At 53.0% G+C, this 20855-nt stretch carries 20 protein-coding genes and 1 other RNA gene; 13 read left to right on the top strand and 8 right to left on the bottom strand.

The genetic code is table 11. From position 1 onward, the window contains the following. Positions 1–124 precede the first annotated feature (124 nt). The 9 genes from DAI21_RS10280 to DAI21_RS10320 are packed head-to-tail and all read left to right on the top strand — an operon-like array spanning position 125 to position 9630. Complete coding sequence (locus DAI21_RS10280) at positions 125–2215, top strand: phage tail tape measure protein (protein WP_107703034.1); 2091 nt, start codon at positions 125–127, stop codon at positions 2213–2215. Further along, the gene (locus DAI21_RS10285) at positions 2212–2541 is read left to right on the top strand and encodes a DUF2590 family protein (RefSeq protein WP_107703035.1); all 330 of its coding nucleotides are present in this window, start codon (positions 2212–2214) and stop codon (positions 2539–2541) included. The genes DAI21_RS10280 and DAI21_RS10285 overlap by 4 nt, the downstream gene beginning before the upstream one ends. After that, entirely contained in the window at positions 2538–3722 is a 1185-nt protein-coding gene (locus tag DAI21_RS10290; RefSeq protein WP_107703036.1) for a baseplate J/gp47 family protein, read from the top strand. The genes DAI21_RS10285 and DAI21_RS10290 overlap by 4 nt, the downstream gene beginning before the upstream one ends. Continuing rightward, positions 3715–4302, top strand: coding sequence for a hypothetical protein (locus DAI21_RS10295; protein WP_107703037.1), 588 nt, complete (start codon positions 3715–3717; stop codon positions 4300–4302). Before DAI21_RS10290 ends, DAI21_RS10295 begins: the two co-directional genes overlap by 8 nt. 10 nt (positions 4303–4312) lie before the next feature. Beyond that, the gene (locus DAI21_RS10300) at positions 4313–6292 is read left to right on the top strand and encodes a phage tail protein (protein WP_107703038.1); all 1980 of its coding nucleotides are present in this window, start codon (positions 4313–4315) and stop codon (positions 6290–6292) included. Position 6293: 1 nt separating this feature from the next. Beyond that, positions 6294–6716 (top strand): tail fiber assembly protein, encoded by a 423-nt coding sequence (locus tag DAI21_RS10305; RefSeq protein WP_107703039.1) that lies wholly within the window; start codon positions 6294–6296, stop codon positions 6714–6716. Continuing rightward, complete coding sequence (locus DAI21_RS10310) at positions 6706–7431, top strand: hypothetical protein (RefSeq protein WP_107703040.1); 726 nt, start codon at positions 6706–6708, stop codon at positions 7429–7431. The genes DAI21_RS10305 and DAI21_RS10310 overlap by 11 nt, the downstream gene beginning before the upstream one ends. Further along, positions 7403–7951 carry a hypothetical protein gene (locus tag DAI21_RS10315; protein WP_107703041.1) on the top strand — a complete coding sequence of 183 codons (549 nt, stop codon included), beginning with the start codon at positions 7403–7405 and terminating at the stop codon, positions 7949–7951. The genes DAI21_RS10310 and DAI21_RS10315 overlap by 29 nt, the downstream gene beginning before the upstream one ends. Positions 7952–7953: 2 nt before the next feature. Next, positions 7954–9630 carry a hypothetical protein gene (locus tag DAI21_RS10320; RefSeq protein WP_107703042.1) on the top strand — a complete coding sequence of 559 codons (1677 nt, stop codon included), beginning with the start codon at positions 7954–7956 and terminating at the stop codon, positions 9628–9630. A 677-nt stretch (positions 9631–10307) separates the two neighbouring features. Here DAI21_RS10320 and DAI21_RS10330 read toward each other — a convergent pair. The 3 genes from DAI21_RS10330 to smpB form a co-directional block, all read right to left on the bottom strand. After that, entirely contained in the window at positions 10308–11156 is an 849-nt protein-coding gene (locus DAI21_RS10330) for a hypothetical protein (protein WP_107703044.1), read from the bottom strand. Positions 11157–11255: 99 nt separating this feature from the next. Next, positions 11256–11618, bottom strand: a transfer-messenger RNA (tmRNA) gene (gene ssrA / locus DAI21_RS10335). A gap of 99 nt (positions 11619–11717) precedes the next feature. Then, positions 11718–12200: an SsrA-binding protein SmpB gene (gene smpB, locus DAI21_RS10340; protein ID WP_095282985.1), complete on the bottom strand. Its 483-nt coding sequence runs from the start codon at positions 12198–12200 to the stop codon at positions 11718–11720. A gap of 162 nt (positions 12201–12362) precedes the next feature. On the opposite strand from smpB, the gene DAI21_RS10345 reads away from it, so the two are divergent. Both DAI21_RS10345 and DAI21_RS10350 read left to right on the top strand, forming a co-directional pair. Then, positions 12363–12800, top strand: a complete 438-nt coding sequence (locus DAI21_RS10345; RefSeq protein ID WP_198520732.1) for a type II toxin-antitoxin system RatA family toxin — start codon at positions 12363–12365, stop codon at positions 12798–12800. Continuing rightward, the gene (locus tag DAI21_RS10350) at positions 12790–13077 is read left to right on the top strand and encodes an RnfH family protein (protein ID WP_107703045.1); all 288 of its coding nucleotides are present in this window, start codon (positions 12790–12792) and stop codon (positions 13075–13077) included. The genes DAI21_RS10345 and DAI21_RS10350 overlap by 11 nt, the downstream gene beginning before the upstream one ends. A 63-nt stretch (positions 13078–13140) precedes the next feature. On the opposite strand, the gene bamE is transcribed toward DAI21_RS10350, so the two are convergent. From bamE to nadK, 3 genes are all read right to left on the bottom strand, one after another. Beyond that, positions 13141–13482 (bottom strand): outer membrane protein assembly factor BamE, encoded by a 342-nt coding sequence (bamE, locus tag DAI21_RS10355; protein WP_100779241.1) that lies wholly within the window; start codon positions 13480–13482, stop codon positions 13141–13143. 138 nt (positions 13483–13620) lie between these two features. Then, a complete protein-coding gene (gene recN, locus DAI21_RS10365) occupies positions 13621–15282 on the bottom strand; it encodes a DNA repair protein RecN (protein WP_107703046.1) in 1662 nt (553 codons plus the stop codon). 85 nt (positions 15283–15367) lie between these two features. Next, positions 15368–16246, bottom strand: a complete 879-nt coding sequence (nadK, locus tag DAI21_RS10370; protein WP_015960089.1) for an NAD(+) kinase — start codon at positions 16244–16246, stop codon at positions 15368–15370. A 121-nt stretch (positions 16247–16367) separates the two neighbouring features. Here nadK and grpE point away from each other — a divergent pair, with 121 nt between their 5' ends. Next, positions 16368–16961, top strand: coding sequence for a nucleotide exchange factor GrpE (gene grpE / locus DAI21_RS10375; protein WP_142503618.1), 594 nt, complete (start codon positions 16368–16370; stop codon positions 16959–16961). A 49-nt stretch (positions 16962–17010) separates the two neighbouring features. On the opposite strand, the gene DAI21_RS10380 is transcribed toward grpE, so the two are convergent. Then, entirely contained in the window at positions 17011–18300 is a 1290-nt protein-coding gene (locus tag DAI21_RS10380; RefSeq protein ID WP_107703047.1) for an HlyC/CorC family transporter, read from the bottom strand. Between the two features lie 18 nt (positions 18301–18318). Beyond that, complete coding sequence (locus tag DAI21_RS10385) at positions 18319–19110, bottom strand: inner membrane protein YpjD (protein WP_100780834.1); 792 nt, start codon at positions 19108–19110, stop codon at positions 18319–18321. A 166-nt stretch (positions 19111–19276) separates the two neighbouring features. On the opposite strand from DAI21_RS10385, the gene ffh reads away from it, so the two are divergent. Further along, entirely contained in the window at positions 19277–20638 is a 1362-nt protein-coding gene (gene ffh, locus DAI21_RS10390) for a signal recognition particle protein (RefSeq protein ID WP_100779246.1), read from the top strand. Positions 20639–20855 lie beyond the last annotated feature (217 nt).

Here is a 20855-nt window from a genome sequence, read left to right on the forward strand (position 1 = left end):
ATTTACCCCACGGGGAAGATTCTATTGACGATATCGCCGCCGCCGTCTGGCTGGATAATCGTTTCTGGGAAAATATGCGTATTGCTACGGCAAGTGGAATAAGCACTGCTTTTAAAGGCACAGAATGAAACAGTTAGATTTTACATTAAGCCTGATCGATAAATTGTCTCGCCCGCTAAAACAGGTGCAGGGCAATGTGACAGGCTTTGCGGAAAAATCAAAAGCAGCGTTTATGCAGATTGGCGGCGGTGCGCTGGCGCTGGCCGGAACGGGGATGGCCATCAAAGGTGCGCTGTCTCCGGCCATCGAGATGTATGACGCGCTGAATGATGCGGCCGCAAAAGGTATCGACAATTCCACGCTCAAAACCGTACAGCGTGACGCGCTGACATTCAGCACAACCTACGGCGCCAGCGCCGTGGAATTCGTGAAATCCACAGAAGAAATCAACGCCTCCATTGCCGGGCTGACGGGCAGTGAGCTGCCGAAAGTAACCAAAGTCGCCAACGTGCTGGCGTTTGCCCTGAAATCCACCGCCGCTGAAACGTCGGAATTTATGGGGCAGATGTTCGGTAACTTTTCCGCTGATGCGGAGCGCCTGGGAAAAGTCCAGTTTGCAGAGCAACTGGCGGGCAAGATGGTGTTTATGCGTAAAACGTTCGGCGCGGAAATGGCCACTATCAAAGACCTCATGGAAGGCGCGCGCGGGGTGGGCACAAACTACGGTGTCGGACTGGATGAACAGCTGGCCGTGCTGGGGCAGCTGAGCCGCACACTGGGAACGGAAGCGAGCAGCGCCTACGAAGGCTTTATGACGGGCGCGATTGAAGGCGGTAAAAAACTGGGGCTGTCCTTTACCGACGCGACCGGAAAAATGCTGTCCATGCCCGAAATGCTGATAAAGCTACAGGCCAAATATGGCAAGAGCCTGGAGGGGAACCTGAAAGCCCAGGCGGAGCTGGATGCCGCCTTTGGTGACAGTTCGGCAGTGGTTAAACACCTTTACGGCAATGTGGCGTTATTACAGCGAAATATCACTGAGCTGGGCGGGGCTGACGGGCTGAAGCGCACGCAGGAAATGGCGGCGAAAATGGTGAAACCCTGGGATCGGTTTATCGCGATTCTGACGGCCATTAAAACCGTTATCGGCCTGACGCTGATCCCGGTGCTTTATCCGCTGCTGAATCGCCTGGCAGATATGGGGCAGACCTTTGCACGCTGGATGCAGATGTTTCCAAATATCGCGCGGGCTGTGGGGTACGCCACTATGGCGCTGCTGGGGTTTGCCGCTGTGGGCGCTATCGTGAATATCCTGATGGGGGTATCTGCCTTTGTCATGGGCGGATTGCGGGGTATCTGGGTTGTCCTCGCTTCCGTCACCCGTATTTATACCGCCACTATCTGGCTGGCACAGAAGGCCGTTCTGGCCTGGAACGCGACACTGGGGGCATTACGCGGCATTCTGCTGGCGGTGCGCATGGCGGCGATTATGGCCGGGGTAGGTATCAATCTCATGAGCTGGCCGATCCTGCTGATTATCGGGGCGATTGCTTTGCTGGCTGCGGGTTGTTACCTCCTGATTCAACACTGGGATGCTGTTAAATCTGCGGTCATGAATACGGAAGCCTTTGCAATGGTGGCCTCTGTGGTGCAGTGGCTGGCGGGTATTTTTTCCAGTGCCTGGCAGTTTATCAGTGACGGCTGGAATGGATTTATTGCTCTCCTCTCCGGATTTTCTCCATCTGAAGTGTTAAGCGGAATGGCAATCGGCATAGTGACGATGTTTGATAATGTCTGGCAGACCATTAAAGGGAGTTTTTTGAAGTCATGGAACTGGATAGTAGGGAAACTCAATAAAATTCCAGGTGTGAATATTGCACTGGCTGCTGAGTCCGGAACGAATAATAAAAAAGGAGCGCTGCCGCCTACAGTTGTTAACAAAAGCGCCTCGGCTGTGAATGTGCCTTCAGTGCCTTATAACGTGAAATATATTGAACAGCCCGTAATGGAAATGCCGCCGCCAGCATTTGCACCAAATACGCTTTTGACTGGCGGTGAGCTGAAAGGCGTTGAACGTGGCGGTATCAGTAAAACGATTAATAGTAATTCTAAATCTGTGACGGATAACAGCCGAAAAATTGAAACGGTAAATATCTATCCAAAAGAAACATTTTCGCCGGGACAATTGCAGGAATGGCAGGAGCTAAACCCATGAGTGATTTGCTTTACATCGATCTGCTGATTGAAAACGGTAATTTTGTTCTGAATACCGGAAAAGAGCCTGAACTGTGTAATAACCGCAAAAGTATCGGGCAGGACATTATTCACAGCATTCTTGAAAGCGGTCTGGCCACGCAGTTAATTGGCGAGCGCAGCCCGACTTTACGCGCTGATATTTTCACGCAGCTGGAGCTGATGATCGAAAGCGATGAACGGATTGTGCCTGGCACTGTGGAAGTCAGTGAGGAAAGCCAGAAGCGATTATGGGTAACGGCCAGCACATATGACTTTGGCGGAATTTCAGCGCAGGTGGACTTATGACAGAAAAGCCGCAGGTGGATTTTGAAGAGGTGGTGAAGGCCAGCGGGATGCCCGTCACTGAAGAGGCGGTGCGCACCCGGTTTAACGCCATTGCCGCGCAGGAAGGGCTGATCACGAATACCTCGCGCATGTCTCCGTTCTGGCGGCTTATCACCGCCATTGTCACCGCACCGGTGATGTGGCTGAAGGATGCACTGGTGTCTGTGGTCATGACCAATATGTTTGTGGCCACGGCAGGGGGGCAGATGTTGCGTCTGCTGGCGTGGGCGGTGAACGTCACGGCGAAACCCGCCAGCGCTGCGGAAGGGGTGATCCGCTTTTACAAAGAAGATGTAAACCAGGCCGTCACAGTGACAGCGGGAACCGTTATCCAGACCGAACGGATAAACGGCAAAGTGTACGCCGTTGCCACCGTGGCCGATGTGGTGATCCCATCCGGGACCGCCAGCGCGTTACTGTCGGTTAAGGCCACCGGAACGGGCGGCGCATACAACCTTGCGCCCGGCTACTTTCGTATTTTACCCGTGGCCGTTGACGGTATCAGTCATGTGGCCAGCGAAGAGGACTGGCTGACCGTGCCGGGGGCGAATGAGGAGAGCGATGACGAGCTGCGCGAACGCTGCCGGAACCAGTTCAACCTGGTGGGGAATTATCACACGGATGCGGTTTACCGTTCGATGATTGCCAGTGTGGCAGGGCTGAGTATTGACCGCATTTTCTTTTTGCACGATGCGCCCCGTGGTCCAGGCACTGCGAACGCGTATCTGCTTCTGGACAGCGGGGTAACGTCCGAGCCGTTTATTGAAGCGGTAAATGACTATATCAACACGCAGGGCCATCACGGCCACGGGGATGATATGCAGTGCTTTGCCATGCCGGAAACCCGTCACGATCTGAGTGTCACGGTGTACGTGCGGAATCTGAGCAACGTTGTAACGGAGCAACAGGACGCGCTGAGAAAAGGTATTGAAAACCTGATCCGCTGCGCCTTCAGGGAAAACACCGATTATGACGTGAAAAAAACGTGGCCATACTCCCGCTTTTCCTTCTCGCAGCTGGCGCGGGAGGTGCATAAAACTTTCCCGGATTCGGATTCGATTGAGTTTTCCCTGAAAGACATTACCAGCGATCTGAGTGTGCCACGTCTGAACACATTAACGGTGAGCCTGAAAGATGACTGATTTTCTGAAGAAACTGGCCAGTCTGGCGCTGCCGTCCTGGATGAACAAGGGCGAGCCGCTGGCGTTACTGAAAACCGCGCGGACGTTCTGGGCGGATGTGTACGGCTGGATTACGTGGCCGCTGCGGCAATTTGATCCGCTGACCTGCATTGAACCGATTCTGAATCTAATCGCCTATGACCGGGACATTACCCGCTTCAGCGGTGAACCCTTATCGCTGTACCGCAAGCGGGTGGCCTACGCCTTTATCAATGCCCGTGATGCGGGTTCGGTTGAGGGATTTATTAACATTTTTGCGCGGCTGGGTATTGGGTATGTGGAGCTGGTCGAACGCCAGCCAGAGATTGACTGGGATGTGATCCTGGTGCGAGTGACAGACAGCCAGGTGGCGGATAACACGCAACTGATGATTCAGATTATCCGCCAGTACGGCAGAACCTGCCGCCGTTATCAGTTTGAAGTGATCACGTCTGAAAGCCTGGCTATCCATGCGGGATGGGATCAGGGGGAATATGTGGTGTATCCGGCTCGCCTGAATGCGACGGACGCCAGCAGCGCAACGTTTAGCGCAAGTTTATAGGGAGCAAGATATGTCACAGACTGTGATCACACTGGCCTTTGAGCAGTGGAAAGCCAGCCAGGCAGTAACGGGCGAAGCCGTCCTGCTGGATGAATTTGTTTTTGCCAATGTGCCGGGGCTGGATGCCAGTAAACCGATTGACCGCAATGAAACGCTGCCGCCCGCTGCGCAAATCGTTCACCGCCAGGCAGTCACCCGTAAAGGGGTGGTAAACGACAATGCCGTGGTGCATTCCGTTGTACTGGGTGCAGAAGTGGGTGATTTTTCGTTTAACTGGGTTGGACTGATTAACAAGGCAAGTAACACGCTGGCCATGATTGTTCATGCCCCGGTTCAGCAAAAGCTGAAAACGAAAGATGGCCAGCAGGGGAACGTACTTACCCGTTCGTTTCTGATGGAGTTCGACGGCGCACAGGCAGAAACCGCAATCAACACGCCAGCTGAAACCTGGCAAATTGATTTTACCGCCCGAATGACCGGGATTGATGAACGCCAGCGTCTGGAAAATACAGACCTGTACGGCGTTGCAGCATTTCTGGAGGATGGCTATCTGGTTGCGAAAAACGGTTCGCAGTTCTTTGTAACTGCCGGGGCGGGATATGTCCGTGGTCTGCGTGCGCAGCTGCCCGCTAACCAGAATATTACTGTGACAACTAAGCCCGTAAAAGTCTGGCTGGATGTGGCCTGGACGGGAACGCTGACCAGCGTCTGGGGTGTTACCACTAAAATTACCCTGGCGGCAAACCTTGCGGATTACGTCCAGAGCGGGGTGCAGCATTACGTGTTTGCGGTAGCCAGCATTGATGCAGATGGCAACATTACCGATCTGCGCCCGAAAGGGACGCTTAACGATCAGACCGCCAGTGATGCGCTAAAAAAACATGAGCAGTCACGGAATCACCCTGATGCAACCACGGCAGCGAAAGGCTTTACCCAGTTAAGCAGCGCCACAAACAGCGTATCTGAATCTATGGCTGCAACACCCAAGGCGGTGAAAGCTGTCTTTGATCTGGCCTCTGGTAAATACACCGCACAGGATGCCACTACCGCACAAAAGGGCATTGTCCAGCTTACCAGCGTGACGGATAGCACATCTGAAGCTTTTGCTGCGACGCCTAAGGCGATTAAGGCGGTAAATGATAATGCCAACGGGCGTGTACCCTCTGGCCGTAAAGTGAATGGTCGGCCGCTGACAGCTGACATTAGCGTGACCGCGCAGGATATTTTCAACGGCCAGGCTGAGGCGATTGGAAATGCCGCTGATTTAAACGCCTACACCACGCCAGGCCTCTATTTCCAGGCAGCTAACGCGCAGGCTTCAGCAGGGAAAAATTATCCCGAAGCGGTTGCCGGGTCGCTGGAAGTTTATAAGCACGCTGGTTTTACTCAGATTTACCGTGTTTATAACAATTCCCGCAGCTATATCCGCACTATTTATGGCGGTGTTTGGACCGCATGGACCAAACAATATGATGGTGCGAACAAACCGACTCCTGCCGAAATTGGAGCGTTAGCGAGTAATGGCAATGCTGTTTCTGCAACCAAGTTGCAGACAGCCCGCAAAATTGCAGGTGTGGCATTTGACGGTACGGCTGATATCACCATCCCTGCCGCGAACGTCGGGGCATACACAAAGGCTGAAGGTGATAATAAATATCAGCCAAAAGGCAGCTATACCCCGGCAGGGCAGGCCTACACCAAAACCGAATCAGATGCGCGTTTTCAGAAAATAAACTCCGCCTCACTGGCGGCAAACGGATGGTTTCGGGATACGAACACCGGAATGCTGATTCAGTATGGAAAAGTCGCGGTAAGCACTGACGGGCAGAGTTTCACATTCCCGGTGGCCTTTAGCCTGGTTCCCTCGCTTGCGCTTACAGTCAACGGCGGCGCATACGGTGACGTGGGAGCTTCCAGTGTCAGTACCACAGGGTTTGTGGTCAAAGCTGCGGCAAAAAATACGGTTGGCTTTATAGCGATGGGTAAATGATATGACGATTTTTTATAGTGCGGCCACGAACGGATTTTACCCTTACAGCGCGAAAGCCTCTTATGAACAGGCGGGGTGCTGGCCTCATGATGGCGTTGAGGTGTCAGAGGGTTGGTATAACTATTTGATTAATAATCAGGGTAATGGGAAAGAAATTACGCCTGACGAGTACGGGCGGCCAGTATTGAAAAGTATATCTGTACCCACCGCTGAAGAACTAATGTCTATTGCCGAAGAAAAAAAATTAGCGCTTATGAAAACGGCCAGCCAGAAGATTGCACCGTTACAGGATGCTGCTGATCTGGAGGTTGCGACTGATGCTGAATCCGCGCTGCTTATGGCGTGGAAAAAATACCGCGTCATGCTGAACCGCGTCGATCTGAGTCGCCCGGTCTGGCCAGAGGTGCCTTCTGATGTGGCGTGAAGCCCGTATTGCCTTCAGTGATTCAGTAGGGGCGCTGAATTGTTCCGTGATCCCGGCCCACCCGTGGGTTTACGGACTGGGGCAACAGACAGAGAACGGTGCTTACCTCAGCCCGGTGAATGCCATCAGCTACCTGGCTGAAAAGCTGGCCGGGACGGGCGGGGCGGCGGATATCGTGATCATGATGGTGTCTGGTCAGACACATGACAATTTCATGGCCAGCCTGAATCAACTGGTGGACGTGTTCCCCAGTCCGGCCTTTACCCAGGTGCGGAGACTGGCAGAGTCTGCCGCGCAGCTGGCTGCGGAGAAAATGCAAATCCCGGCGAAATACAGCCAGAGTTTGCCCTCTGCGATCCCGCTTTCCGTTCCGACCAGCCGCACGGCGCTGGCCGCCGCAGCGGTACAAAAAGCCCGGCAGGAAGCAGCCGCCACGGCTGATATATCCACGGTCAAAAAGCTGATGGGGGATTTTCAGCAGCAGCGTGAAAGCCTGATTTCAGGCATTGCCAGTGGACTGTCTGATTTACAGGGAAAAAGCGCCAGGGCGTGGGTGTTCACGGCCAGCGGCGATCTGCCGTCCACACTCCCGGAGCTGGTGAAGGGGATTCCGCTTCAGTCAGCAATTTATACCGCTGCCATGATGCTGGTTGGCGACAATCTCGACGGCATAAAAGGAATGATCCATGACATCGAATCCGACACTGGCGCTTAACGGGGAAGCCGTTCTGCTGAAAAACATGCGCGTCACGGTTTCCCAGCAATTTCAGGATAAAGACCAGTCCGGCCAGACCAGCGCCACGACCAAATCAGAGCAGGGCATTAAGGGGAAAGAGCTGCGTGTGTCCGGGGAGGTTCCCTTCAAAAATCCTGAGATCCTGCGCCGCATCTTTGAGCTGGGCAGCGCGACGGATGCCAGCGGCCAGCGCCAGAAATACCGTGTCTCGCATGAGGCAGCACGCGCCGTGAATTTTCGTGAGGCGACGTTTACCGGAACGCTGGATGCGCCGCCACAGGATGGCCGCATGTCCTGGCTGGTGACGTTTACGCTTTCGGAACATATCAGCGTGCAGGAAAAACGTGAGGCCAGGGCGAGCGGCAAAACCACGGCAGTAAAACAAACGGCGGGAAGCGGTGCTGGCCAGAACGGGAGCCAGGCAGCTGGCGAAGATGAAGAAAAAATGACGTGGTTTGAGCGTAAGGTGCTTAAACCCGTCAATGAAGCACTGGGGTAAAAATGAAGCCCATTAAACGCTTGTACCTTTCAACGGATGAAATCCATCTGGCTGATGCCAGCCTGGTGCTGGAGCTGAACAGCTGCGGCAGGGGGTTTATCACGGCGGGGACGACGCAGGACTATACCGGGAAACTGGTTCGCATCGATGTGGGGTATACCGATCTGGTGCTGCGATGGTTCACCGGGTATGTGGAGCGCTCGCAGCCTGCGGAAAATGGTTTTCAGCGGTTGTTTGTTCGTGAGCTGGTTGGCGTATTCGAACGCCTCTGGCCATGTTCCTTTCAGCATCCCACGCTGCGCAGTGTGGCCAGCTGGCTGACGGAACATAGCGGGCTGACCTTCAGCGTGCCGGATGCCGACTATTCAGATCGTCCGATTCCGCACTTGACGCACAGTGGGACGGGTTATCAGTTGCTGGACAATCTGGGCAAAGCTTTCGGTATCACGGATTACATCTGGTATCAGCTGCCGGATGGCGGTGTGTATGTTGGCGGGGCAGAAAAGGCGCTGTTTGCTGATCGCCCGGTTGAGATCCCCCACAAATTTAGTCAGGGAGTGGCCGGGGGCAATTCCATGACACTGCCCGTGGTGCAAAGTCTGCGCCCAGGTGTGCAGCTGAACGGTGAGAGGGTGACGAAAGTCCACCTGGAAAATGACACGATGGCCGTGACGTGGACACCGCGCAACCGCGCCACAGGTCAGGCATTGCAAAAAACACCCGTACAGCGCCAGATTGAGAGTCATTACCCGGAGCTGGCTTCCGGTCTGCATTTGCCCAAATTTGCCCGTGTCATGAATCCCGTGGAGGCGGTGAAAAGCGGGAATTTCTCCGATCCGTTCCGTCCGCGTTATGCCGTCGACGTGCAGCTGCTTGACGCTGACGGCAAACCGGATAAAAACACGCCTGTGTATTCGGCGGTTCCGCTGCCGGTTCCGATGGCCGGTAATGACTCCGGCATGTTCCAGTTTCCGCCTGAAGGAACGCTGGTTGAGGTGGCATTTACAGACGGACGGCCAGATAAACCGTTTGTACGCCAGACCATCCCGGACGGAACCAGCCTCCCGGATATTCAGCCTGGCGAGCAGTTACAGCAGCAGCGTGCGGAAGTTTCGCAGCGTGTCACCCAGGCGGGTGACTGGGTGAGGCAGACTGACCAGACGATCAGCGAAGCGTCAATGGCGCGGGTTGTCAAAGCCGATACTGAACAGCGCGAGCTGGTCAGCCGGGAAACCACGATTAAGGCCACGGATAAAGTCACTGTGCTGGGAACGTCCACGCTTATGGCCGGAGCCATTCAGCAGGTATGCACTGGCGATTACAGCCAGGCAGTGAATAACCGGGTGGCCAGCGTGGGCGGCGATGATGAAGCCGATATTGCCGGGACTCAGACTGTGACAACGGGCAAAGACCTGATCGAGAAGATTGGCCAGATACGTAAAAGCGTGGCAGCAGTTCAGCAGCAGATTATTGCCCCGGTAGTCTGGATTGGTTCCGGCAGTATCAACGTGGCGCAGCTGATGCTGGACACGCTGGATGTGGTGAAAGAGCTGGCAGAACAGACAGCGAGCCACAGCCACAGTAATACGGGTGCGCCGACCAATGCGGCCGCCATTCGGAACAGCGGAACAAAAGCTGACACCCTCAACACGAAATATTCACCTGTCATAGGTAAGTAACTGCCCTCCCATCACAGCCCGCGCAAGCGGGTTTTTTTATGCCCTTTATCCCTTGCCGGGGATAATCTTTTTTTATCCCCTTGCGGGGATAGCATCACGCCCAACCCGCAGCGCTCTGCCGCGTCCTCTCCTTACGACAGCAACCGCAGCAGTCAAAATAGATCGTACCCACAGCGGGGCGCTGAGAGCGTCACAGCATGACAAAATAAATCTTCCGCAGACCAAAATCGCACTACACCGCACCCGCCTGCGGTTTTTGGATCGTAGAAATTTTTCAGTTTTATTTTTCTACAAACCGGATAGCCAGACCGCGCCAGTGCTGGAGGCTTTGCGTTAAACTCAAACTGAAAAGATTGAAAAGAATTTCAGTGTTTTTCAGTAAAAAGGATCTATGGAGGATCTAATGAAAGTCGTAACTATCAGATAAAAAAGATATTTTTTATTTTGTGTGAAGTGGAAAAATCAAATTCATTATGCAAACGTAACTGTGGAAAGTTGATAGAAGTCAGATTGGACGTGGGCTGGCCATGAAATGCAGAACTAAATTGTACTGAAAAAAGCTGAACGCATAACATCAGGCAGCAGGCTTTGCTTGAAGTCTAAGGTTTGTTTGGCTCAATGAGCGAGCCGAATCTATTGGGATTCGGCTCAGATAGCAATCTATGCATTTTGAATGTTTATTTTATGATGTTGAATGTTACTTGCTTGGATATAGGTATTTTTAATTTACTTTCGAATTTTTCATGGTAACTAGGGCGAAAACTAAGGGTAATAGTAGAACTTCCTGTTGTTATTGAAAAACAATGATTTATTTCATTCCAGCATTCTACGTATTCTACGTAGGGTAATGGGCTTGTTTCACTGTTTGATGATCGTATTTTCAATAGTTCAAGGATTTTTTGACAACCTGCTTTATGAGAATTGATAAATGCGATTGAATATTCTTCAATTTCTTCAGAAATCATTTGATCAATTGTAGATGATATGTCTTTGTTTATTTTGAAAATGAAATAGCCATTCGGCAGTGAGATCGTTGGTTCAATCCAGCCATTTTGTTTCAGATAAAATGTAGACTCATCTCTAGGATACAGACTCTCAGGACTGCGGCGTAATGAATTAAGAATGAGTTTGCATCCATTGTCTAGCATTGGATAGGCAGTTCGGAACGATTCCGTAAACTCTTTTTTCTTTTGCTCATCACGTTGCGCTGAAAGTTCAAGGTGTCGCAGATTCTCTTTTACCAACTCGCGGTTATCACGAAATATAATTGCTCGTCGTATTAGCCACTCGAATAAATTGAAGGTAAGAGCGCCAGAGCACATTCCCAACGCGCCGCTGATGAAAAAGTGAACATTAATGGATATCCCACCAATTTGTTGATTTGACATCGGGACCAAAGCACTTAGCTGAGGGAAGATGAATTTCAAGGCAAGAGCGATTCCTAACAATATGAAAACCAGCCTGAGCGCCCGGCGAGAAGTGGTTACATAATCTAATGCCTTGAACAGCGTATCTGGAAAGCTCATATCTTCATCCTTACAGGTGGAACCAGAACACAGGTGGACGCTAAGTGGACAATGGACATTAAAAAGGGGCTACGCTTTCACGTAACCCCTTGTTTTATTTGGTGGAGCTGGGGGGATTTGAACCCCCGTCCGAAATTCCTACATCCTCGGTACTACATGCTTAGTCAGTCTTTACATTCGCCTGGCACCTGCGGACAGACACGCCACTACCAGACTAGCCTGATTAGTTTTAACACTTCAGCCCCAGGCAGGACATCCATGCGATCTCTTTTGGGTTTGACCTCTCTTGATCCCCGTCCTAAGAGCGGAGGCTAGGGAGAGAGGGCTCTTAGCAGGTTATTAAGCTGCTAAAGCGTAGTTTTCGTCGTTTGCGACTATTTTTTTGCGGCTTTTTACGAGGCAAACCGCCCCTCGGCATGCACCTTGGGTTTCGCAAATCCCGTCGAATCCAGAATCAGCCCCAATGTGTTGAACCCAGTATACCAGAACTGGCATCGGTGATGCCAGCGTGGAACGATAAGTTCTTAAATCAGTGTGAAAAGTACAAAATTCAGGCAGAAATTAACGGCCTGCGTGCTTCATGATACGCGCTTTGTCGACCTGCCATTCACGGTCTTTCACGTCATCACGCTTGTCGTGCTGTTTTTTACCCTTCGCCACGCCGATTTTCACTTTGCACCAGGCATTTTTCCAGTACAGAGACAGGGCGACGACGGTGTAACCTTCGCGGTTAATGCGGCCAAAAAGTGAAGCCAGTTCGCGCTGATTGAGTAGCAGTTTACGCGTGCGCGTCGGGTCGCAAACGTAGTGAGAAGAGGCGACGGCCAGCGGCGTAAAGTTTGCGCCAAACAGGAAGGCTTCGCCATCAATCAGAATCACATAGCTGTCGCTGATATTGGCTTTACCTGCGCGCAGGGATTTGACTTCCCAGCCCTGCAACGCAAGGCCAGCTTCGAATTCTTCTTCAATGAAGTACTCATGGCGGGCACGCTTGTTCAGCGCAATGGTTGCCGAGCCAGGTTTATGTGCTTTTTTCTTCGTCATAAGTGTCGTGAAGCCATAGGTAATCTGAGTTCAAAAAGTAACCTCATTGCGATTGCATCCTGTGAGGTCCAACGCGCTATCTTAGCACGAGATAAGGCTTAGCGTTTTTTTAACAGGGGATAAATGTTATTATTTGTCCGTTGTGTGACCATGGAAAATGCTATGCCTCAGATTAGCCGTACTGCGCTTGTGCCCTACAGCGTGGAACAAATGTACCAGTTAGTGAATGACGTCCAGTCCTATCCGCAGTTTATTCCGGGATGTACCGGTAGCCGGGTGCTGGATGCTGGCCCGACGCAGATGACTGCCGCCGTGGATGTGTCGAAAGCGGGGATCAGCAAAACGTTCACGACCCGTAATACGCTGACCAACAATCAAAGTATTTTGATGCAACTGGTGGATGGGCCGTTCAAAACCCTGATGGGTGGCTGGAAGTTTACGCCACTGAGCGCTGATGCTTGTCGCATCGAGTTTCATCTGGATTTCGAGTTCACCAATAAGCTGATTGAACTGGCGTTTGGCCGCATCTTTAAAGAGCTGGCCTCCAATATGGTTCAGGCATTCACCGTGCGCGCCAAAGAGGTTTACAGTGTCGCCTAAAATCACGGTGGAAGTGGCTTACGCCCTGCCTGAAAAACAATACCTGCAGCGGGTGAAGCTGGACGAGGGGGCCACCGTTGAAGAAGCGATTCGTGCCTCTGGTCTGCTGGAACTGCGCAGCGATATCGATCTTTCGCAGAATAAAGTCGGTATTTACAGTCGTCCGGTTAAACTGATGGATGTTGTGAATGATGGCGATCGCGTTGAGATTTATCGACCATTGATTGCCGATCCGAAAGAGCTGCGCCGTCAGCGTGCGGAGAAGGCCGGGAAGTAGGGCGAAGCGACGTTAAGATACAAAAAAGGTGCTCAGTGAGCACCTTTTTGCATTTCTGAGACCTTACTGTTTGGTAAGCGCCGGTTTGTTATCAATGTTGGTTAACACACCGCTGCTGTTGAAGGTCAGGGTCAGCGTCTGCTGCGTAACGCCTTCATGGCCAGGCTGCTGGCGGAAGACATAGAACCAGGTGTTAGTGCCGAACGGATCGGACATCATCGGGGTTCCCAGTGCATAAGCGACCTGCTGTTGTGTCATACCGACACGAACTTTAGACACATCGTTAGGTGTGAGGTAGTTCCCCTGGTTGATGTCAGGACGATAAACCACTCGCTCCAGAGTGGAACAACCTGCGGTCAACATCAGAAGAACCGCTGCGACAGCGGTCAGCGTTTTACAGCGCATAGTGATTTGATTCCTTTTCGGGCCCGAGCAATACGCGGCTCATATGTTATATGCCGATGATAATAGACCTTGCCCCACTTTGAAACCGGTCTGACGGCGTTTTTGTTGTTCTGTATGACCCTGAGATCCCGAAAAAGTTTATGCGGCCAGCAGTTCTTTCGCATTCGCCAGCGTATTGCGCGTCACTTCACTCCCGCCAAGCAGACGTGCCAGCTCCTGCAGGCGCGCCTTTTTATCCAGCGGGTGCATATGCGTTTCCGTCATTTCACCGTCGGTTTCTTTGCAGACATAGAAATGGTGATGCCCACAACCGGCTACCTGCGGCAGGTGGGTGACACACATGACCTGAGTGGATTCACCTAACTGACGTAACAATTTGCCAACGACGGCGGCGGTCGGGCCACTGATCCCCACGTCCACTTCGTCGAAGATCAGCGCCGGGGTTTCCATTTTACGCGCCGTGATCACCTGAATCGCCAGAGCGATGCGCGAGAGTTCCCCACCAGAGGCGACCTTGGAAATGGCCTGTAAAGGCTGGCCTGGGTTGGTGGTCACGCGGAACTCAATGCGGTCTGCCCCTTCGGCGGTGAGATGATTGACTTCAAATTTCACGTCGATGGTGAAGACACCGTGTGGCATAGACAGCGCATGCATGCTGTCCGTGATGTGCTGACCCAACTCCTGAGCATAATGTTGGCGAACATCGTGAAGCTGCTTCGCCGTGGCCAGCGCCTGTTGATGATGGACATTCACCGCCAGGGACAGCGTTTCCAGCGAGTCGGCCTGATCGTCGAGCTGCTGCTGTTCATCCAGCAACGACTGGTGATAGTTCGGCAGCTCTTCTGGTGTGACGTAGTGTTTACGTGCCAGGGAGATCTGCCGGGAGATGCGCTGCTCCAGCTCGAATAAGCGGTTAGGGTCGAGATCCAGGCGCTCACAATAGTGACGCAACTCTTCACCGGCTTCTGAAATTTGAATCGCCGCCTCTTCCAGCATGTCGAGCACGCCAGACAACTTGCTGTCGAGACTGACCAGTTCGGTAACCTGTTGGCGCACAGTGTAGAGCTGGCTCTGCAGGTTGGTATCTTCGCCATCAGCCAGCAGATTCAGCGCTTGCTGGCTGGTCGAGATTAAATGCCCGCTGTTGGCGAGCCGTTTGTACTCTTCGTCGATCTGCTCAAACTCACCCGGCTGTGGGTTGAATTCGTTGAGTTCCTTCAACTGATAGTTCAGCAGTTCGGCGCGCGCCGCGCGCTCCTGACTTTGCTGCTGATGCTGTGCCAGTTCGCGGCAGCTTTGATGCCACTGACGATAGTGTTCAGCCATCAACTGAGTGAGCGCGTACTCACCGGCATAGCCATCTAGCAGGGCTTTTTGCTGTTCCGGTTTAATGAGCTGCTGATGCGCGTGCTGGCCATGAATTTGAATCAATAGCTGGCCCAGCTCACGCAGCTGAGAAAGGGGAACCGCAGTCCCGTTAATAAAGCCGCGAGAGCGGCCATCGCTGCTGATGACGCGGCGAAGTAAACACTCACGTCCATCTTCGAGTTGATTGACTTCAAGCCAGCGCAGCGCGGCAGGGGTATCTTTTAAGGAAAAGCGCGCGCAGAGATCGGCGCGGCTAGCGCCGGTGCGCACGATGTCGCCTTCTGCGCGACCGCCGAGACACAAGCCGAGCGCATCAATGGCAATAGATTTACCTGCACCGGTTTCACCGGTAATGGCCGTCATTCCGCTCTGGAAGTCGATCTCAAGCTCACGAACAATGGCAAAGTTGCTGATGGTCAGTTGTGCCAGCATAATTGTTTTCCTGTATGAAAAACCATAACTGTGTTTTCATACAGTATAAACTGGTTTTTTATCCAGTAAAGTGCTGGATGCAAATTTAGAATAATTTTTTTGACCAGCCGAGCTTAGAACTTAATGTATTGAAATAGCTGTAGTCTTTCGGATGTATCAGATTCAGGTGGTAGTCACAGCGCCGAATTAACACGTCTTCGCCTTCCTGTATCGGTAACGCAATCTGGCTGTCGCAGCTGATTTCGAGATCATTGCGGCGGTGCGAGAAGCGCAGGCGGATGGTGCTGCTGCTGTTGATAACCAGTGGGCGGGCCGAAAGGGTATGCGGGAACATCGGCACCAGAGTGATGGCATCCAGCGAGGGGGTCAGAATAGGCCCGCCAGCGGAGAGGGAATAGGCGGTCGAGCCGGTTGGCGTCGAGATGATTAGCCCGTCAGAGCGCTGGGAGAAGGCGAAGACTTCATCGATATAGACTTCGAATTCAATCATATGGGCGACTTTTCCCGGATGCAGGACCACTTCGTTGATGGCCGTGCTGATCCGTTTCTGACAGTCCTGCTGGCATACCTGCGCTTCGAGCAAAAAGCGTTTTTCGCTGATGTAATGGCCGTCCAGAACGTCGGCTAGCTGCTGATGGGCGTTGTCGGGATCGAGGTCGGTCAGGAAGCCCAGGTTACCGCGGTTGATACCAATAACTTTAATATCGTAGCGTGCCAGAGTGCGAGCCGCGCCGAGCATGTTGCCGTCACCGCCGACGACTACGGCGAGATCCGCCTGCTGGCCAATTTCCGCCAGCGTGCCGGTCTTCACATTTTTGAGCTGCAATTCCTGCGCAATTTGCTGCTCCACCATCACTTCGTAGCCTTTTGCGCACAGCCAGCGATACAACATTTCATGTGTCGTCAGCGCCGTAGGGTGACGTGGATGTCCGACAATCCCAATACACTTGAAATGATTATTCATTTTCTGGAGGTCCTTGTGCCGATTGATGGTGACAATATGCTTTGTTCCCTTGAATCCCGGAAACTGATCCCCATAATAAGCGAAGTTAGCGAGATGAATGCAGAAAAACGCGGAGAAATTCATGAGTAGTAAAGAACAGAAAACGCCTGAGGGGCAAGCCCCGGAAGAAATTATCATGGAACAGCACGAAGAAGTTGAGGCTGTAGAGCCGGATGCTTCTGCTGAGCAGGTGGATCCGCGCGATGAAAAAATTGCGAATCTGGAAGCTCAGTTAACTGAAGCCCAGAATCGCGAGCGCGAAAGCGTGCTGCGTATCAAAGCGGAAATGGAAAACCTGCGTCGCCGTACCGAGCTGGACGTGGAAAAGGCGCATAAGTTCGCGCTGGAGAAATTCGTCAACGAGCTGCTGCCGGTGATTGATAGCCTGGATCGTGCGCTGGAAGTGGCTGATAAAGCTAACCCGGACATGGCGGCGATGGTCGAAGGCCTTGAGCTGACGCTGAAATCCATGCTCGACGTGGTGCGTAAGTTCGGTGTTGAAGTGGTTGCTGATACCAACGTAGCGCTGGACCCTAACGTCCACCAGGCGATTGCGATGGTTGAATCTGAAGATGTTACTGCTGGCAACGTGCTGGCTGTGATGCAGAAAGGCTATACGCTGAACGGCCGTACTATTCGTGCTGCGATGGTTACTGTCGCGAAAGCGAAGGCGTAATTTGCCTCTGTAGTGCCGGGTGGCGGCATTGCCTCACCCGGCCTACACACTAGCGTTCGGCTACGCTATCCCGCAGTGGTTTGACCGGGATAACCTTCACCTGTTTGATCATATTGTCCTGCACGTCCAGGATATCAATATCGTACTGGCTGATGCGCACACGGGTGCCGGATGCCGGGATCTCTTCCAGTGCTTCAAGAATCATACCGTTAATGGTGCGAGCGTCGTCTTCCGGCAGATGCCAGTTAAAGGCTTTGTTGAGTTCACGCACGTTGGCGCTGCCGTCGATCAGCACCGAACCGTCGTTTTGTGGCGTGACCTCTTCCGCGAGCGATGGCGACATTGACGTCGTAAAATCGCCGACGATCTCTTCCAGAATATCTTCAACCGTCACCAGCCCCTGGATATCGCCATATTCGTTGACCACCAGGCCCACTTTCTTTTTATTACGCTGGAATTTCACCAGCTGCGTACTCAGCGGCGTGCCTTCCGGAATGATATAGAGTTCATCGGCGGCGCGGAGCATCACCTCTTTAGTGAACTCTTTTTTCTCGGTCATCAGGCGATAGGCTTCGCGCACGCGCAGCATGCTGATGGCGTCATTCAGTGAATCACGGTACAGCACGATGCGGCCATGGGGAGAGTGGGTCAGCTGGCGGACGATGGCTTTCCAGTCGTCGTTGATGTCGATACCCACGATTTCATTACGCGGCACCATGATGTCGTCAACGCTCACTTTTTCCAGATCCAGCACCGACAGCAGCATGTCCTGATTCCGGCGCGAAATCTGCGAGCGGGATTCATGCACGATGGTGCGCAGCTCGTCTTTGCTCAGTGCGCTGCTGATCACCACGTCGGCTTTTATACCGACCATGCGCATCAGTAGGCGGGTAACCATGTTGAGCAGCCAGACCAGAGGCATCATCAGGATCAGCAGCGGGCCGAGCAGGAAGCTGCTCGGGTAGGCGACTTTCTCCGGGTAGAGGGCGGCGATGGTTTTCGGCAGGACTTCAGCAAACACCAGGACGACAAACGTCAGTACACCGGTCGCAATCGCGACACCGGCGTTGCCATAGAGGCGCATCCCAACAATAGTGCCCAGCGCGGAGGCGAGAATATTGACCAGGTTGTTGCCGATCAGCACCAGGCTAATCAGACGATCGGGCTTGCGCAGCAGCTTTTCAACGCGTCGGGCGGCACGGTTGCCTTGTTTGGCGCGATGACGTAACCGGTAGCGGTTCAGGGTCATCATGCCGGTTTCTGAGCCGGAGAAGTAGGCGGAGATGACCACCATGACGATCAGGGTGACGATCAGCGTGGTGGTGGAGATGTGTTCCAGGGGGAACTCCTTTGTTGCTTAGCCGACGAACTGCTGTATGACGCGGCTACCAAAGTAGGCCAGTGTCAGGATGCCAGCGCCAGCTACGTTAAACCAGACGACGCGACGACCGCGCCAGCCCTGGTGATAGTGGCCCCATAACAGGACAATATAGACAAACCACGCGATGATAGAGAGAACGGCTTTATCAATATTCTCAATGCTGAACAGGTTCTGCATATAAAACAGACCTGTGCAGAGCGTCAGCGTCAGTAGCACCACACCAATCTGAGTGATGTGGAACATCTTACGCTCAATGACCATCAGCGGTGGCATTTCCTGGTTGAAAACCAGCTTTTTGTTTTTCAACTGGTAGTCGATCCACGCCAGCTGCATGGCGTACAGCGCCGCAATGATTAGCGTGGCGTAGGAGAACAGCGACAGGCCGATGTGGACCATCATGCCCGGCGTGGTTTCCAGATGCGTAATGAACTCGTTTGGTACGAAGGTCGCGAACGCCAGATTGATCAGCGCGAAAGCGTAGACAATGGGGAGCAGCAGCCAGCCGCGATTCTTCGACGCGACAATGGTCATCACCGTACAAATCATCAGGCTGACCAACGAGCCGACGTTCAGCACGCTCAGATTTTGTACGCTGCCGTCGCCCGGAATAATACGTGATTCCAGTGCGAACGCATGGCTTACCAGTGCGATAACTGCCGACAAAATAGCCATCCGTCGCCAGGCGCTGTTTTTTTGCAACAGGCCGGGAATGATCAGCGCAAGGCTGAAAGAGTAGGCAACAAGGGCGATCAGTGCGAAAACAGGCATATAGGCGTCGACAGTTGTCTTAATAAGAAAGATAAGCAGTATAACGTTACGTGACGCGCGCTCCAACCGTTGCATAACAACAAAGGCGCCTTCATGTTATACTGCGGCAAAATTCTGTGTACGTGTCGCGCTAGCGACCTAACGTTTCTACCTCAGGCGAGAGACAATGTTTGATAATTTAACCGATCGTTTGTCGCGCTCGCTGCGCAACATCAGCGGCCGTGGGCGCCTTACCGAAGACAATGTGAAAGAAACGCTGCGCGAAGTGCGCATGGCGTTGCTCGAAGCCGACGTGGCGTTGCCCGTTGTGCGCGAGTTCATCAGCCGCGTAAAAGAGAAAGCGGTTGGTCATGAAGTGAATAAGAGCCTGACCCCAGGTCAGGAGTTCGTCAAAATTGTGCGCAACGAGCTGGTTGCGGCAATGGGCGAAGAGAACCAGGTGCTGAACCTGGCCGCACAGCCGCCAGCGGTGGTGTTGATGGCCGGTCTGCAGGGGGCGGGTAAAACCACCAGCGTAGGTAAGCTGGGTAAATTCCTGCGTGAAAAGCATAAGAAAAAAGTGCTGGTCGTCTCTGCCGACGTTTATCGCCCGGCGGCGATCAAACAGCTTGAAACACTGGCTCAGCAGGTTGGTGTGGATTTCTTCCCGTCCGACGTCGCGCAGAAGCCCGTTGATATCGTTAATGCGGCGCTGAAAGAAGCGAAGCTGAAATTCTACGACGTGCTGCTGGTGGATACCGCCGGTCGTCTGCACGTCGACGAAGCGATGATGGACGAAATCAAACAGGTTCACGCCGCGATTAATCCGGTAGAGACCCTGTTTGTTGTTGATGCAATGACCGGTCAGGATGCGGCGAATACCGCAAAAGCGTTTAACGAAGCGCTGCCATTAACCGGTGTCGTGCTGACCAAAGTCGACGGTGATGCCCGCGGTGGTGCGGCGCTCTCGATTCGTCATATCACCGGTAAACCGATTAAATTCCTCGGCGTCGGCGAGAAGACCGAAGCGCTGGAGCCGTTCCATCCGGATCGTATTGCTTCCCGTATTCTGGGCATGGGCGACGTGCTGTCGCTGATCGAAGATATCGAGAGCAAAGTTGACCGCGCGCAGGCTGAGAAGCTGGCGAGCAAGCTGAAAAAAGGCGACGGTTTCGATCTGACCGACTTCCTGGAACAGCTCCGTCAGATGAAAAACATGGGCGGCATGGCCAGCCTGATGGGCAAGCTGCCGGGCATGGGCCAGATCCCTGATAACGTAAAAGCGCAGATGGATGACAAAGTGCTGGTTCGGATGGAGGCGATCATCAACTCGATGACGCTGAAAGAGCGTGCGAAGCCTGAAATCATCAAAGGGTCGCGCAAACGCCGCATCGCCGCTGGTTGCGGGATGCAGGTGCAGGATGTAAACCGCCTTCTGAAGCAGTTCGACGACATGCAGCGCATGATGAAGAAAATGAAGAAGGGTGGAATGGCGAAAATGATGCGTGGGATGAAGGGCATGATGCCGCCGGGATTCCCAGGCCGCTGAAACAAGGGATATAAGGCTATCTTGTTTGCCATTTTAGCTCCGGGGTGTGCTCGAAATGCTCACGTACTACGTGTACGCTCCGCTTTCTGCGCGCACGCCGAAACTAAACTGGCTGCACCGATATACGCCTTATAACCCTTGTTTGGCATATGTGAAGCATATGCTGATTGCATTTTCCCCAGAAATCAGTAAAATTTTCGGGCTTTTAATATGACAC

It is taken from the genome of Lelliottia sp. WB101 (genome assembly GCF_003051885.1).
In the GTDB taxonomy this organism is placed as follows: domain Bacteria; phylum Pseudomonadota; class Gammaproteobacteria; order Enterobacterales; family Enterobacteriaceae; genus Enterobacter; species Enterobacter nimipressuralis.

Coding starts and splice junctions, on each gene's coding strand:
- DAI21_RS10280 (WP_107703034.1), top strand. CDS start 125: ATGAAACAGTTAGATTTTACATTAAGCCTGATCGATAAATTGTCTCGC.
- DAI21_RS10285 (WP_107703035.1), top strand. CDS start 2,212: ATGAGTGATTTGCTTTACATCGATCTGCTGATTGAAAACGGTAATTTT.
- DAI21_RS10290 (WP_107703036.1), top strand. CDS start 2,538: ATGACAGAAAAGCCGCAGGTGGATTTTGAAGAGGTGGTGAAGGCCAGC.
- DAI21_RS10295 (WP_107703037.1), top strand. CDS start 3,715: ATGACTGATTTTCTGAAGAAACTGGCCAGTCTGGCGCTGCCGTCCTGG.
- DAI21_RS10300 (WP_107703038.1), top strand. CDS start 4,313: ATGTCACAGACTGTGATCACACTGGCCTTTGAGCAGTGGAAAGCCAGC.
- DAI21_RS10305 (WP_107703039.1), top strand. CDS start 6,294: ATGACGATTTTTTATAGTGCGGCCACGAACGGATTTTACCCTTACAGC.
- DAI21_RS10310 (WP_107703040.1), top strand. CDS start 6,706: ATGTGGCGTGAAGCCCGTATTGCCTTCAGTGATTCAGTAGGGGCGCTG.
- DAI21_RS10315 (WP_107703041.1), top strand. CDS start 7,403: ATGACATCGAATCCGACACTGGCGCTTAACGGGGAAGCCGTTCTGCTG.
- DAI21_RS10320 (WP_107703042.1), top strand. CDS start 7,954: ATGAAGCCCATTAAACGCTTGTACCTTTCAACGGATGAAATCCATCTG.
- DAI21_RS10330 (WP_107703044.1), bottom strand. CDS start 11,156: ATGAGCTTTCCAGATACGCTGTTCAAGGCATTAGATTATGTAACCACT.
- smpB (WP_095282985.1), bottom strand. CDS start 12,200: ATGACGAAGAAAAAAGCACATAAACCTGGCTCGGCAACCATTGCGCTG.
- DAI21_RS10345 (WP_198520732.1), top strand. CDS start 12,363: ATGCCTCAGATTAGCCGTACTGCGCTTGTGCCCTACAGCGTGGAACAA.
- bamE (WP_100779241.1), bottom strand. CDS start 13,482: ATGCGCTGTAAAACGCTGACCGCTGTCGCAGCGGTTCTTCTGATGTTG.
- recN (WP_107703046.1), bottom strand. CDS start 15,282: ATGCTGGCACAACTGACCATCAGCAACTTTGCCATTGTTCGTGAGCTT.
- nadK (WP_015960089.1), bottom strand. CDS start 16,246: ATGAATAATCATTTCAAGTGTATTGGGATTGTCGGACATCCACGTCAC.
- grpE (WP_142503618.1), top strand. CDS start 16,368: ATGAGTAGTAAAGAACAGAAAACGCCTGAGGGGCAAGCCCCGGAAGAA.
- DAI21_RS10385 (WP_100780834.1), bottom strand. CDS start 19,110: ATGCCTGTTTTCGCACTGATCGCCCTTGTTGCCTACTCTTTCAGCCTT.
- ffh (WP_100779246.1), top strand. CDS start 19,277: ATGTTTGATAATTTAACCGATCGTTTGTCGCGCTCGCTGCGCAACATC.